Annotated in this window: 15 protein-coding genes; 12 read left to right on the forward strand and 3 right to left on the reverse strand. The window is 65.2% G+C overall.

The genetic code is table 11. From position 1 onward, the window contains the following. Positions 1-9: 9 nt before the first annotated feature. The 4 genes from miaB to LZ519_RS06430 are packed head-to-tail and all read left to right on the forward strand — an operon-like array spanning position 10 to position 3,696. Positions 10-1,311 (forward strand): tRNA (N6-isopentenyl adenosine(37)-C2)-methylthiotransferase MiaB, encoded by a 1,302-nt coding sequence (gene miaB, locus LZ519_RS06415; RefSeq protein WP_249867874.1) that lies wholly within the window; start codon positions 10-12, stop codon positions 1,309-1,311. Continuing rightward, positions 1,311-2,303 (forward strand): PhoH family protein, encoded by a 993-nt coding sequence (locus LZ519_RS06420; protein ID WP_249867875.1) that lies wholly within the window; start codon positions 1,311-1,313, stop codon positions 2,301-2,303. The genes miaB and LZ519_RS06420 overlap by 1 nt, the downstream gene beginning before the upstream one ends. Positions 2,304-2,305: 2 nt before the next feature. Next, positions 2,306-2,815 (forward strand): rRNA maturation RNase YbeY, encoded by a 510-nt coding sequence (ybeY, locus tag LZ519_RS06425; protein ID WP_249867876.1) that lies wholly within the window; start codon positions 2,306-2,308, stop codon positions 2,813-2,815. Further along, on the forward strand, positions 2,815-3,696 hold the full coding sequence (locus tag LZ519_RS06430; RefSeq protein WP_249867877.1) for a hemolysin family protein: 882 nt from the start codon (positions 2,815-2,817) through the stop codon (positions 3,694-3,696). Before ybeY ends, LZ519_RS06430 begins: the two co-directional genes overlap by 1 nt. Here LZ519_RS06430 and LZ519_RS06435 read toward each other — a convergent pair. Beyond that, positions 3,693-4,115, reverse strand: a complete 423-nt coding sequence (locus tag LZ519_RS06435; RefSeq protein ID WP_249867878.1) for a VOC family protein — start codon at positions 4,113-4,115, stop codon at positions 3,693-3,695. The genes LZ519_RS06430 and LZ519_RS06435 overlap by 4 nt on opposite strands. A gap of 138 nt (positions 4,116-4,253) precedes the next feature. Here LZ519_RS06435 and lnt point away from each other — a divergent pair, with 138 nt between their 5' ends. Together lnt and metK are read left to right on the forward strand one after the other, a co-directional pair. Then, a complete protein-coding gene (gene lnt, locus LZ519_RS06440; RefSeq protein ID WP_249867879.1) occupies positions 4,254-5,777 on the forward strand; it encodes an apolipoprotein N-acyltransferase in 1,524 nt (507 codons plus the stop codon). A 63-nt stretch (positions 5,778-5,840) separates the two neighbouring features. Next, complete coding sequence (gene metK / locus LZ519_RS06445) at positions 5,841-7,076, forward strand: methionine adenosyltransferase (protein ID WP_249867880.1); 1,236 nt, start codon at positions 5,841-5,843, stop codon at positions 7,074-7,076. A 1-nt stretch (position 7,077) separates the two neighbouring features. Here metK and LZ519_RS06450 read toward each other — a convergent pair whose 3' ends face one another. Then, on the reverse strand, positions 7,078-7,551 hold the full coding sequence (locus tag LZ519_RS06450) for a DUF2231 domain-containing protein (protein ID WP_249867881.1): 474 nt from the start codon (positions 7,549-7,551) through the stop codon (positions 7,078-7,080). A 119-nt stretch (positions 7,552-7,670) separates the two neighbouring features. Here LZ519_RS06450 and trmB point away from each other — a divergent pair, with 119 nt between their 5' ends. From trmB to LZ519_RS06465, 3 genes are read left to right on the forward strand one after another with little or no spacing between them, the layout of a single operon-like run. Further along, a complete protein-coding gene (gene trmB, locus LZ519_RS06455) occupies positions 7,671-8,372 on the forward strand; it encodes a tRNA (guanine(46)-N(7))-methyltransferase TrmB (RefSeq protein ID WP_249867882.1) in 702 nt (233 codons plus the stop codon). A 40-nt stretch (positions 8,373-8,412) separates the two neighbouring features. Further along, on the forward strand, positions 8,413-9,465 hold the full coding sequence (locus tag LZ519_RS06460) for a cysteine synthase A (protein WP_249867883.1): 1,053 nt from the start codon (positions 8,413-8,415) through the stop codon (positions 9,463-9,465). After that, positions 9,462-10,124 (forward strand): peroxiredoxin, encoded by a 663-nt coding sequence (locus LZ519_RS06465; protein ID WP_249867884.1) that lies wholly within the window; start codon positions 9,462-9,464, stop codon positions 10,122-10,124. Before LZ519_RS06460 ends, LZ519_RS06465 begins: the two co-directional genes overlap by 4 nt. Before the next feature lie 3 nt (positions 10,125-10,127). Here the strand turns inward: LZ519_RS06465 and LZ519_RS06470 are convergent, their stop codons facing one another. Then, a complete protein-coding gene (locus LZ519_RS06470) occupies positions 10,128-11,363 on the reverse strand; it encodes a PQQ-dependent sugar dehydrogenase (protein ID WP_249867885.1) in 1,236 nt (411 codons plus the stop codon). A gap of 91 nt (positions 11,364-11,454) precedes the next feature. On the opposite strand from LZ519_RS06470, the gene LZ519_RS06475 reads away from it, so the two are divergent. From LZ519_RS06475 to rimP, 3 genes are all read left to right on the forward strand, one after another. Beyond that, positions 11,455-12,501 carry a type III polyketide synthase gene (locus tag LZ519_RS06475; RefSeq protein ID WP_249867886.1) on the forward strand — a complete coding sequence of 349 codons (1,047 nt, stop codon included), beginning with the start codon at positions 11,455-11,457 and terminating at the stop codon, positions 12,499-12,501. Then, a complete protein-coding gene (locus tag LZ519_RS06480; RefSeq protein ID WP_249867887.1) occupies positions 12,498-12,986 on the forward strand; it encodes an isoprenylcysteine carboxyl methyltransferase family protein in 489 nt (162 codons plus the stop codon). Before LZ519_RS06475 ends, LZ519_RS06480 begins: the two co-directional genes overlap by 4 nt. Before the next feature lie 128 nt (positions 12,987-13,114). Then, positions 13,115-13,645, forward strand: coding sequence for a ribosome maturation protein RimP (gene rimP, locus LZ519_RS06485; protein ID WP_249867888.1), 531 nt, complete (start codon positions 13,115-13,117; stop codon positions 13,643-13,645). Positions 13,646-13,650: the final 5 nt, after the last annotated feature.

The raw sequence follows: 13,650 nt of genomic DNA on the forward strand, positions 1-13,650 counted from the left end.
CCCGGCCGAATGACCCCCAAGACCTTCAAGATCAAATCCTTCGGCTGCCAGATGAACGTCTATGACGGCGAGCGCATCGCCGAGCTGCTCGCCGAGCAAGGCATGACCGCCTCCGCGGACGATGCCGACCTCGTCGTTCTCAACACCTGCCATATCCGCGAGAAGGCGGCCGAAAAGGCCTATTCCGATGTCGGGCGGCTTCGGCGCGATGACGGATCGAAGCCGTTGATCGCGCTGGCCGGCTGCGTCGCCCAGGCCGAAGGCAAGGAGGCCAAGGCCCGCTCTGCGATGATCGACATGGTCGTCGGCCCGCAGGCCTATCACCGCCTTCCGGAAATGATCGCCGAGGCAGCTCGCGGCGGGCGCCCGGTCGACACAGACCTGCCCGCGCTTTCGAAGTTCGACTCGCTTCCGAAGCGCCGCCGCGCCAATCCCAGCTCGTTCCTCACGGTTCAGGAAGGCTGCGACAAATTCTGCACCTATTGCGTCGTCCCCTACACTCGCGGAGCCGAGATATCGCGGCCGTGGGCCGATGTCGTGGCCGAGGCGCAGGCGCTGGTCGATGGCGGAGCGTTGGAAATCGTCCTGCTCGGCCAGAACGTGAATGCGTGGGCGCATGACGGTCGCGGCCTGCAGGAGCTGATCCGCGAAATCGCCAGGATCGATGGCCTGGAGCGGATCCGCTACACGACCAGCCACCCCGCGGACATGAGCGACGCGCTGATCGCCGCCCATGGTGAAGTCGAAAAGCTGATGCCTTACCTGCACCTGCCGGTGCAGTCAGGCAGCGACCGCGTTCTCAAGGCCATGAACCGGAGCCACACGACCGACACCTATTTGCGCACGATCGAAAAGGTACGTGCCGCGCGGCCAGACATCGCCATCTCGGGCGACTTCATCGTCGGCTTTCCCGGCGAGACCGAAGAGGAATTCGAGGCGACTCTGCAGATCGTGGATGCGGTTCGCTACGCGTCGGCCTATTCGTTCAAATACAGCGCGCGGCCGGGAACGCCCGCGGCGCAGATGGAGGGTCAGATCCCGATCGAAGTCATGGACGAACGCCTCCAGCGGCTGCAGGCGCGGATCACCGATAACCAGCTCGCCTTCAACCGCTCCACCGTCGGCCTCGGCACTCGGGTGTTGATCGAACGGCCGGGCAGGCGCGCCGGCCAGATGATCGGCCGGTCGCCCTGGCTTCAGTCGGTGCATGTGCATACGGACGCCAAGCCCGGCGACATCCTCGACGTGACGCTCGTCGAAGCGGGTCCGAACAGCATGGCCGGCGCGGTTCGCCAGCGGGAAGCCGCCTGATGGCGCGCCGCGACGTAGCAGCAGTCCCGGACCTCGCCCGGCTCGAGCTCGAGTTCGAGGAGCCCTATCTGCTCGGCCCGCTGTTCGGAGATTACGACCGGCACTTGATCACCATCGAAAGCCGGCTGGGCGTTCACATCGCCGCGCGCGGCAACCGGGTGCAGATAGAGGGACTGCCAGACGCGGCGGCGCGCGCCCGCGACGTGCTAGTCGGCCTCTACAAGAGGCTCGAGCAGGGCCACGACATCGATGCCGAAGCGGTCGACGCAGTCCTGGGGATGGCGGCTCAGCCAAGCCTCGACGGAATTATCGCGCCGGAGGTCACGTCGCCTCCTGGAGTGATGATCCGCACCCGCAAGAAGACGATCGTCCCGCGCTCACCCACGCAGACGGTCTACATGGAGGCGCTTTCCCGCGACGACATGATCTTCGCGCTGGGCCCGGCGGGCACCGGCAAGACCTACCTCGCCGTCGCGCAGGCCGTTTCGCAGCTGATTTCCGGGAGCGTCGACCGGCTGATCCTCTCGCGACCTGCAGTGGAAGCCGGCGAGCGGCTGGGTTTCCTTCCCGGCGACATGAAGGAGAAGGTCGATCCCTACCTCCGCCCGCTCTACGACGCGCTCTACGACATGCTTCCGACCGAGCAGGTGGAGCGGCGGATCGCCAGCGGCGAGATAGAAATCGCGCCCATCGCCTTCATGCGCGGCCGAACCCTGAACGACGCCTTCATCATCCTCGACGAGGCGCAGAACACCACGCCCGCGCAGATGAAGATGTTCCTGACGCGCTTCGGAATGCGGAGCCGGATGGTGATCTGCGGCGACCCCAAGCAGGTCGACCTTCCCGAGCCCGGCAAGTCCGGTCTCCACGACGCCGTCTCGCGCCTCACTGACGTGAAGGGGATCGCAGTGGTGCCGTTCACGACCGCCGACGTGGTCCGCCACCCGTTGGTCGGGCGTATCGTCGAAGCTTATGAAGGGCCGGGGGCCTGAGGATGATGCTCGACATCCAAATCGACGCCGATCCGGAGTGGGACAGTAGCACCGGCTGGGAATCGCTCGTCCGGAGCGCAGCCGAAGCAGCGATCGCCGAAAGCGCCTTCCCGCAACTCGCTCGATCGCAGCGGCCGGTCGAGTTGTCCGTTCGCCTGACCGGCAACGACGAAGTCCGGGCGCTGAACGCCCAATGGCGCGGCAAGGACAAGCCGACCAACGTCCTGTCCTTCCCGCAGCTCGAGCCCCGGCAGCTTCGCGATGTCGCGGGCGAAGGACCCGAGCTGATGCTCGGCGACCTGGTTCTCGCCCGCGAGACCTGCGAGCGCGAAGCCGAGGAGAAGCGGATCCCGTTCAAGGATCATGCTGCCCACCTCATCGTCCACGGCACGCTTCACCTGCTCGCCTACGATCACCAGGACGACGAATCGGCCGACGAGATGGAATCGCGCGAGGTGCGCGCCCTCGCCCGGCTCGGAATCGCCGATCCCTATCTCGCTGAGGAGCTGTGATGGCCACTCGCGACGACGACACCGGTTCCCGGCTGTGGCGCGGAATGCGGCTCCTGATCTTCGGCGACGAAGGCGAGCAGACGCTTCGCGAGGAGATAGAGGAAGCGATCGACGAGGCCGAGGAATCGCGGCCTGTCGCCGGCGACCTGACGCCCGTGGAGCGGCAGATGCTCCGCAACCTGCTGCACTTCGGCGACGAGACGGCGGGCGACATTTGTGTGACCCGCGGCGACATTATCGCGGTCCCCGCGACCATCTCGTTCGAGGATCTGGTGAAGGCGTTCGGCGAGGCCGAACACAGCCGCCTTCCCGTCTACGGCGACAGCCTCGATGAGATCATCGGAATGGTCCACATCAAGGACCTGTTCGCGGCGATGATCAACGAGGGCCGCGACCGCTCCATCCAGGCGCTTCTGAGGACGCCCTTGTTCGTCCCGGAATCGATGGGCGTGATCGACCTCCTCGCGCGGATGCGGTCGGAGCGGATCCACCTGGCGATCGTCGTCGACGAGTTCGGCGGCACCGAGGGATTGGTGACGATCGAGGACGTGGTGGAGGAGATCGTCGGCGAGATCGAGGACGAGCACGACATCGAGGAGGCAGGACTGCTCACCCGACTCGACGATGGCGTGTGGGAAGCCGACGCCCGGGTCGAGCTCGAGGAGCTTGCAGAGACCGTCGACGCGCGCCTTCGCTGGGACGAGGACGATGTCGATACGCTCGGCGGGCTGGTGTTCCTGCTTGCCGGCCATATCCCCGCCAAGGGCGAATCCGTCGTCCATCCGTCCGGCTGGCGGCTCGAGGCGATCGACTGCGACCAGCGCAAGATCCTGCGCGTCCGGCTCCACGCGCCCGAGCCGGAAGGCGGAGAGGCCGCCTAGCTCTTCGCGAACAGGTTTTCCGGTTTCGCCATCGCCTTGAACTCGAGCGCGTTCCCCGCAGGATCGAGCAGGAACATCGTCGCCTGCTCGCCGGGCTGCCCTTCGAAGCGGACCGTCGGCGGGATGATGAAGTCGATCTTCGCCTCGACCAGCCGCTCGGCGAGCGCCTTCCACTCGCTCACGCCCAGCACGATCCCGAAATGCGGGACAGGCACGTCCTCTCCATCCACGGGATTCGTCGCTCGGGCGCGAACCGCCTCTGGAGCGAGATGCGCGACTATCTGGTGTCCGTACAAGTTGAAGTCGATCCAATCGTCGGCGCTTCGGCCCTCCGGGCAGCCGAGAAGCTCGCCGTAGAAGCCGCGGGCGGCGGAAAGATCGTCGACGGGAAAGGCAAGATGGAAGGGCGGAAGGGTCATGCCCAGCCCCGTGGTCATGAAGCGCGGCTCTGTCCAGACTTTCGTTTGCCCGGCGACTTCGGCTACCGAGTGCATCACCACCCGCTGTTTTCCACCCGCTCGGGAGTTTGGCCGTTGAGACGTGTCGCCTCGCCAGCAATGGCGCTCCTTATCGCGGCGGGAACGGGCGCGGCCTCGGCCTGCGCCTTCGAGCCGCTCGGCTTGTGGCCGCTAATGCCCGTCGCCTTCGCGGTGGTGCTGTGGCTCCTGTCGGAAACCAGGAGCCTTCGGCGCTCGCTCCTGATCGGTTACCTGTTTGGCTTCGGCCAGTTCGTCATCGGGCTGAACTGGATCGTCACCGCCTTCACATTCCAGTCGGCGATGCCGCCCTGGCTGGGCTGGGTCGCGGTCGTCCTCTTGTCCCTCTACCTCGCCGTCTATCCGGCGCTTGCCACCGGCCTCGCCTGGAGGATCGGACGCGGCAACGAGGCCGGCCTCGCGCTCGCTCTCGCCGGAAGCTGGGCGATCACGGAATGGCTTCGGGCAGGCCTGTTCACGGGCTTTGCGTGGAACCCGGCCGCGGCAGCGATGGTGCCGACCGCGCTCATTTCGGTGACGCCGCTGATCGGCACTTACGGGTTATCGGCACTGACCGTGCTCCTGGGAGGCGTCGTCTTCCTCGAAATCCATCGCAAGTGGCTTCCAGGCGTACTCATCGTCCTTGGAACCGCGCTTCTTTGGGCTCTCCCCTCGTCTCCCGTCCCGGACGATCCCCTGACGGTCCGCCCGATCCGCATCGTCCAGCCCAATATCGGCCAGGACGTGAAGTGGCGACCGGAGTTTGCCGAGCGCGGAGCACGCGAACTTGCCGCTCTGTCAGCCAGGCCAGGAGGCGTACGCCCGCGGCTGCTGTTCTGGCCGGAGGCGGCGGTGACCGAGCCCTTGCAGGACGAGCGCAAGGGCCCGCCGAGCGACTTCGCGGGCTATGTCCGGGCGCGCGCAGCAGCCTCCGTCGCTCCGGGCGACTATTTGCTGACCGGCGGGATCACCCTCGCGTCGAAGGATGGCGAGACGATTTCGGGCGCGACCAACAGCATCTTCATCCTGGCGCCCGGCGGGCAGGTCGTCGGCCGCTACGACAAGGCGCACCTGGTCCCTTACGGCGAATATCTGCCGATGCGGCCGCTGATGTCCTCGCTCGGCCTGTCGCGGCTCGCGCCAGGCGAGGCGGACTTCAATTCCGGGCCGGGGCCGGTGACCATCGAAATTCCCGGGTGGGGAAGGGTCGGCCTCCAGCTGTGCTACGAAATCATCTTCTCGGGCCAGGTTGTGAATGAGGCCAAGCGCCCCGATTTCATCTTCAATCCCTCCAACGATGCATGGTTCGGAAGCTGGGGCCCGCCGCAGCATCTCGCGCAGGCCCGGCTCCGCGCCGCGGAGGAAGGCCTGCCCGTCATCCGCTCGACGCCCACGGGCATAAGCGCGATCATCGACGGCCGCGGCGAAGTCGTCAGGCAGCTCGGCTGGCATGAGGCGGGCGTAATCGACGGGTACATTCCGGCAGCTTCGCAGGCGCCGACATTGTTCGGCCGGATGGGCAACGCGCTCCCGCTCCTGCTTGCCGCCCTGCTCCTGCTCGGCGGCATTGCCCTCGCCGGGACGTGGCGCTATCGGCGCATATAACGAATCCTTTATATCACCATTCGCCGACCCCAGCGGCACCGCCGGAAGGACGCTTTCCAGCATATGCGCAGCAACTATCTCTTCACTTCAGAATCGGTTTCCGAAGGCCATCCGGACAAGGTTTCCGACCAGATTTCCGACGCGATCGTCGACCTGTTCCTGTCGAAGGATCCCGAGGCGCGAGTCGCCTGTGAAACGCTGACCACCACCCAGAAGGTGGTCCTCGCCGGCGAGATCCGCGGCAAGGGAATCATGGACGAAGCGGGCAATTGGGCGCCCGGAATCGAGCAGGAAATCGAAGACACCGTCCGCAACACGGTTCGCGAGATCGGCTACGAGCAGGACGGCTTCCACTGGCAGACGCTCGACTTCTCGAACAACCTTCATCCGCAGTCGGCGCACATCGCCCAGGGCGTCGACGCCAGCGGCAACAAGGACGAAGGCGCCGGCGACCAGGGCATCATGTTCGGCTTCGCCTGCGACGAAACTCCCGACCTGATGCCCGCCACTCTCGACTACAGCCACAAGATCCTGGAGCGCATGGCCGCGGACCGCCACTCGGGCGCCGCCCCGTTCCTCGAGCCCGACACCAAGAGCCAGGTCACACTTCGCTTCGAGAACGGCAAGCCGGTCGCGGCGACGGCGATCGTCGTCTCGACCCAGCACGGCAAGGGCTATGACGAGGGCGACAAGGAAGCCGAGCTCCACGCTTATGTGAAGAAGGTGATCGCCGACGTTCTTCCGGCAGAGCTGCTTTCCGACGAAACCGAATATCACATCAACCCGACGGGCAGCTTCGAGATCGGCGGACCCGACGGCGACGCCGGCCTGACCGGGCGCAAGATCATCGTCGACACCTATGGCGGCGCGGCGCCGCACGGCGGCGGCGCCTTCTCCGGCAAGGACCCGACCAAGGTCGACCGCTCGGCCGCCTACATCACCCGCTACCTTGCGAAGAACATCGTCGCGGCAGGCCTGGCCAAGCGCTGCACGATCCAGCTCGCCTATGCGATCGGCGTGTCGAAGCCGCTGTCGCTCTACGTGGACACGCACGGCACGGGCAGGATCGGCGACGACGCGATCGAAGCGGCGATCAAGAGCATCGACAAGCTGGGCGGGCTGACTCCGCGTGCCATCCGAACCCACCTCGGCCTCAACAAGCCGATCTACAAGAAGACCGCCGCCTACGGCCATTTCGGCCGCAAGGCGCAGGGCGACTTCTTCCCGTGGGAGCGCCTGGACCTGGTCGAGGACCTGAAGGCGGCCGTCGGCGCGAAGGCCGAGACCGCCGACGCCTGAGCTAGAGGTCGGCCCGGTCGTGGACGCCGACCCCGTGCTTGAAGACAAGGTCGCCTCCCTTCCAGCCGCTGTAGAGCAGGATCAGGACGACCACTCCGGAGATGTACACCCCGGTTGAATGGACGAAGTCGGGGTTGTTCACACGGAGCGCGAGGTTCACCACCTCCAGCACCACTGCTGTCACGTTGGCCAGCATGTGCTTGACCGCGTCGCCGAGCCTCCGGATTCGGTCGTCGCCGAGGAAATCGGTAAGGCCGGCGACCGCCGCGAGTGCCGCCATCAGGAGGCCTATTCCGAGGAGCCAGAAGGACGCCGTCGCCCAACCCTGGTCGTTGCTCGAATTGTAGACGATGTCGGTGACGAACGCCCCGATGAAGCAGACGATCGGGAACGGGATGAGCATCGGGTGGATCGGATGACCGCCGATTTGGGCGGTGCTCCGGGGATGGGCATGAGATCGATCGCTGTCTGACATTCCCCCTTCTCCTTGCTGTCGCCTGGCTCGAGTCAGGCCTCCGCATTGACGCGGCCACCTTCGTTAAGTTCCCGATTCGGTTGCCCTCGCCGCTCTCGCGAAGGTAAGCGCCCGCGGCGATGACAGCGCACAAACAGGGCGACCCGACGACGATCAACCGACTGTACGGCCGGTCGAGGGGACACAAGCTCCGAAAGAGCCAGCAGCAGCTTGTCGACGAGCTGTTGCCGCAGATCGCGGTTCCGTCGGAAGGCGAGATCACCTCGGAGCGCTTGTTCGGCGACGAGCGGCCTTTGCACCTGGAGATCGGCTTCGGCGGAGGCGAGCATCTTGCCTATCGCGCGGACCTGTTGCCCGACCACGGATTCATCGGCTGCGAGCCCTTCCTCAACGGGGTCGCGACCGCGCTTGCTCACGTGCGTGAGCAGCATCTCGCCAACATTCGCCTGTGGCGTGGTGATGCGCTCGATGTGCTTCGTCGAGTTCCGGACGGAAGCCTGGGCTTCGTTTACCTGCTTCATCCGGACCCGTGGCCGAAGGCCCGCCATTCCAAGCGGCGGATGGTCAACGACGGGCCGATCGACCTGATCGCGGCGAAGATGCGGCCGGGCGGCGAGCTTCGGATCGCGACCGACCATCCCGTCTACCTGGACTGGGCACTGATGGTGATGGCGCGCCATGCGGCCCAGTTTGCCTGGCTTGCGGAGAAACCTTCGGATTTCCTTGAGCGGCCCGGCGGCTGGCCCGCCACGCGTTACGAGGCGAAAGCCGTTCGGGAAGGCCGCCGCGCTTATTATTTGCGCTATCGCCGCGCCGACTGACCCTTTTGCGGCGGCGGTGGCGCTCCTACATGGCTGGCTCATGCAGGTAAGCGAAACCGTTCTCGACGCGATCGGCAACACGCCGCTGATCAAGCTCCGCCGCGCCTCGGAAGAGACCGGGTGCAATATTCTCGGCAAGGCCGAATTCATGAACCCGGGCCAGTCGGTAAAGGACCGTGCAGCGCTCGGGATCGTTACCGACGCGATCGGTGACGGCCGACTTCGCCCTGGCGGCATCATCGTCGACGGGACTGCGGGAAACACCGGCATCGGGCTGACCGTGGTCGGCAACGCGCTGGGGATGCGCACCGTGATCGTCATTCCCGACACGCAGACCCAGGAGAAGAAGGACGCTCTGAGGTCGCTCGGGGCAGCGCTCGTCGAGGTCCCGGCGGTCCCCTACAAGAACCCCAACAATTACGTGAAGGTCGCCGCGCGGCTGGCCGAGCGCCTCAATAACGAGGATGAGGACGGCGCGATCTTCGCGAACCAGTTCGACAATGTCGCCAACCGCGACGCGCATGTCCGGACCACCGGCCCGGAGATCTGGGAACAGACGGACGGCAAGGTCGACGCCTTCGTCAGCGCGGTCGGCACCGGCGGAACCTTGGCCGGCGTCGCAATGGCGCTCCGAGAGCGCAATCCGGACATCACCATCGCGCTGGCCGACGTTCCGGGAGCGGCGCTCTACAGCTATTACACGACCGGCGAGCTTGCCTCGGAAGGAAGCTCGATCACCGAGGGCATCGGCCAGGGGCGGATCACGGCAAATCTCGAAGGGCTGGAGGTGGACCACGCCTTCCGGATCCCGGACGACGAGATGCTCCAGACGCTTTACTCGCTCATCGCGGACGAAGGGCTGGCGCTCGGTACCTCGTCGGGTGTGAACGTCGCGGGAGCCATCCGACTCGCTCGTGAGCTGGGCCCCGGCAAGACCATCGTCACAATGCTCTGCGATCCCGCGACCCGGTACCAGTCGCGGCTGTTCAATCCCGAATTCCTGCGTTCGAAAGGCCTTCCGGTCGCCCCCTGGCTGGAGAAGCCCGTCCACATCCAACCCGATTTCATTTCACTCGAGGAGCAAACTCAATGACTCTTTCCATCGGCAGCACCGCCCCCGATTTCACGGCCGATACCACCCAGGGGAAGATCAACTTCCATGAGTGGATCGGCGACGGCTGGGCGATCCTCTTTTCGCACCCCAAAGCGTTCACTCCGGTGTGCACGACGGAGCTCGGCTACATGGCCGGCCTCAAGGACGAATTCGCCAGGCGCAACACCAAGATCCTCGGGCTGTCGGTCGACACCAGCGACGACAACAGGCGCTGGCTTCCCGACATCGAAGAAGTGAGCGGCAACAAGGTCGAATATCCGATCATCGGCGACACCGACCTGAATGTTGCCAAGCTGTACAACATGCTTCCGGCTGACGAGAGCGGCACGAGCGAGGGACGAACCGCCGCGAACAACGCGACCGTCCGGACCGTCTACATCATCGGTCCCGACAAGAAGATCCGAGCGATGCTTCTCTATCCGATGTCGAACGGCCGCAACTTCGACGAAATCCTTCGCCTCCTTGATAGCATCCAGCTGACCGAGACCAAGGGAGTCGCCACGCCGGTCAATTGGAAGCATGGCGAGGATGTCATCATCCCGCCGTCGGTGAACGACGAGGCCGCGAAGGAAAAATATCCGAGCGGCTGGAAGACTCTGAAGCCCTACCTGCGGACCATACCGCAGCCCGCCGACTAGCACTTACCGGGCGGGGTCGAGCCTCAACAGCCGGCCCCGCCCGGGCGCTTCCCCATCCTCGAGCAGGTAGACGCTTCCATCCGGCCCCTGGTCGACCGCGCGGATGCGCGCTTTCATGTCCCACTGGTCGGCCTTCCTGGCTTTGTCGCCGTCGATATCGACATGGATCAGCGCCTGTCCCGATAGGGCGGCGACAAGCGCGTCGCCCTTCCACTGAGGAAATCTGTCGCCGGTGTAGATGATGAAGCCGCCGGGCGAGATGGAGGGGTTCCAAAAGACCTTGGGAGCCTCGAACCCATCACCGGCTTTGTGGTCCGGGATCGGCACCCCGTTGTAATTGTCGCCGTTCGAGACGAGGGGATAGCCGTAGTTTTTGCCGCGAACGATCAGGTTCAGCTCGTCTCCGCCGCGCGGACCCATTTCAACCTGCCACAGCCGCCCGTCGGGCGCGAAGGCGAGGCCGAGCGGGTTGCGATGACCGTACGTCCAGGTCTCGGCCGGAGTCAGGTTCGTGCCCGGCCATTTCACCGTGCGTGACGGCGCCTTTTTCGCGGCTTCCGAATCCTCCGGCGGATCGGTGACCCGGACGCTCGCCGCGCCCGCCTTTCCTGTCCACGGATTGTCGGCCGCCGGCTTCCCGTCCAACGTGAGGTGAAGGATCTTGCCCATGGGCAGGCTCATGTCCTGCGCCGGAGAGAACCGCTGCCGCTCGCCCGCGCTCAAGAAAAGCGACCGGCCGTCGGGGGCAAAAGCGATCCGGGCTCCGTAATGGCCTCCCTTGCCTCCGGTCGGATTGCGCCAAATGACCTGCAAATTCTCCAGCTTCGGCTGTGCACCCATGACCAGCCTGGCCCGCGCCAGCGCAAGCTGGCTGCCGCCGTTCGAGGAGGCTTCGGAAAAGGTCAGGTAGATCATCCCGTCGCCGGCGAAGCTCGGCGCTGTGACGACGTCCAGCAGCCCGCCCTGCCCTTGAGCGACGACGGCCGGAGTCCCGGACACTTCCTTCCGATCGCCGGTGGCGACATTGACCAGCAACAGCCTGCCGTCTTTCTCCGTCACCAGAGCCGCATTGGTCAGCGGCAGGCCGCTTCCGGGAAGGAAGTCCATCGCCCACGGCGCATCGAACTTCATCACCTCGGTGACGGTGAAGGGGCGCTCTGCTTCGGAGAGGCCGCTGTCCGACTGCCCTGGCTGGGCCGAAGTCGGGGCAGGCGCACCGCAAGATGCGACCACTAACATTAGCGAGGCTTGTATTAAGCGCAGGGTCATACCAGTTGTTGCACTCCCGTAAGGGAACATGTGGGGCTGCCACACTGTCTAAGGATGCATAATGCAACCGTGCAGCCTTCTATCCCTCGCGACCGCAGTGCCTCCGCACGTCGTCGCTCAGAATCAGGCGAAAGAACTGGCTCGCGAAGCTTGGGGCGGAAGGCCAGCCCTTTTCGACCGGCTGTCGGGCGTGTTCGACAATGCAGGGATCGCAAAGCGCCACGTCGTCGCTCCGCTCGACTGGTATGACCGGCCGCATGGCTGGCGCGACCGCAACGCCCTCTATTTGGAGGCCGCGCAGGACCTTTTCGAGCGCGCAGCGACCGCTGCAATCGAAAAGGCGGGCCTCGACCCGTCCGAAATCGACGGCGTCGTCACCGTTTCCACTACCGGAATCGCGACACCCAGCCTCGAGGCTCGGGTCGGGCCGAAGATCGGCCTTCGCCCGGACGTCCGGCGAGTCCCGATCTTCGGGCTTGGCTGTGCGGGCGGGGTGAACGGCCTCGCTACAGCGGCGCGCCTCGCGGCCGCAGAGCCTGGATCCAACTGGCTGTTCGTCACCGTCGAGACCTGCTCCATTTCGATCAGGCTCGACAGCGACGATCCCGCCGCGATCGTCGCAACCGCCTTGTTCGGGGACGGGGCGGCGGCCGCGGTCTTGAGGAGCGGCACCCATTGCATCGGTCAAATCACGGGCGCTGCCGAAAAGCTGTGGCCGGACACGCAGCGGATCATGGGCTGGAACGTCGAGGACCCGGGCCTCGCCGTCGTCTTCGACCGGGCGATCCCGCCGTTCGTCGAGGAAAATATGGCTACGGCCGTCGACGAGATGCTTGCCTCCCTCGGCCGCACCCGCGACGACGTCGACCGCTTCTGCTGCCATCCCGGCGGGGTTAAGGTGGTCGACGCGATCGAGAGCGCGCTCGACCTTCCGCAGGGCGAGCTCAACCTCGAGCGCGAAGTACTCAACGACTACGGCAACATGAGTGCGCCGACCGTCCTCTTCGTGCTCGAACGCCTCATTGAGCGCGGGCTTCCAAAACGCGTTATGTTGACGGCTTTCGGCCCGGGCTTCACCGGCGCCGGCCTGATGCTGGAGTCCGCATGAACCTCTTCGCAGTCGCGATCCTCGGCTATGTGACTCTCGAGCGGCTCGCCGAGCTCATCTTCGCCGACAGGAACACCAAGAGGCTGAAAGCGCAGGGCGCTACCGAGCATGCCGCTGGCCATTACCCCCTCATCGTCGCCGTCCATGTGTTGTGGCTTGGCTCGCTTTGGCTCCTCGCAAATGACCGCTCGCCGGACATGTTCTGGCTGGCGATGTATGTGATCCTGCAAGCCGCGCGGCTGTGGGTGCTGGCAACGCTGGGGCCGCGCTGGACGACGCGGATCATCGTCGTTCCAGGCGAAGATCTGGTGAAGGAAGGCCCGTACCGCTTCGTCAACCACCCGAACTATTGGGTCGTGATCGGCGAAATCGCAGTGCTTCCGCTCGTCTTCGGGCTTCCTTGGGTGGCGCTGATATTCAGCCTTCTCAACGCTGCCGTGCTCACGGTTCGCGTCCGCGAGGAGAACCACGCGCTCCGCGGCTAAGCTCGCTTGCGCGGCTGCCTCGACAAGCCTATATCGCGCTTCTCTCCTCGACATCGTCATTGATGCTGAGGCTGGTCGCTTCCCAGCGGCCGGTCCGAGAGACGTTTTGGATTAAGCAGGACGAGCAAGTGGCCGACAATGCCGCGCTTACACGATTGATCGAGCCCGAGCTGAAATCGCTCGGCTACGATCTCGTGCGCGTCGCGATGATCGGCGGGACCTCCGATCCCACGCTCCAAGTGATGGCCGAGCGGCCCGACACCCGTCAGCTTCTCATCGACGATTGCGAGACGATCTCGAGGCGGCTGTCCGAGCTGCTCGACGAGAAGGATCCGATCGAAGGCGCGTACCGGCTGGAGGTCAGCTCGCCCGGAATCGACCGGCCGCTGACCAGGCTGAAGGATTATGACGACTGGTCCGGCCACGAGGCGCGGATCAACCTGGCCGAACCTATGGGCGGCCGGAAGCAATTTTCAGGCGAGCTGCGCGGCACGGGCGAAGGCAATACCGTCCATGTCCTGGGCAAGGATGGCAGGGACTATGCGGTCCCGTTCGGGTCCATCGCGTCGGCAAAGCTCCTGCTCACTGACGAACTTATCAAGGCAACCGCGCCGCTAAGCCTCGAAGGTGCGGACGAAATCGAAGAAATGGAAGGTTAGAAGAC

The organism is Sphingomonas anseongensis, assembly GCF_023516495.1.
Classification (GTDB): domain Bacteria; phylum Pseudomonadota; class Alphaproteobacteria; order Sphingomonadales; family Sphingomonadaceae; genus Sphingomicrobium; species Sphingomicrobium anseongensis.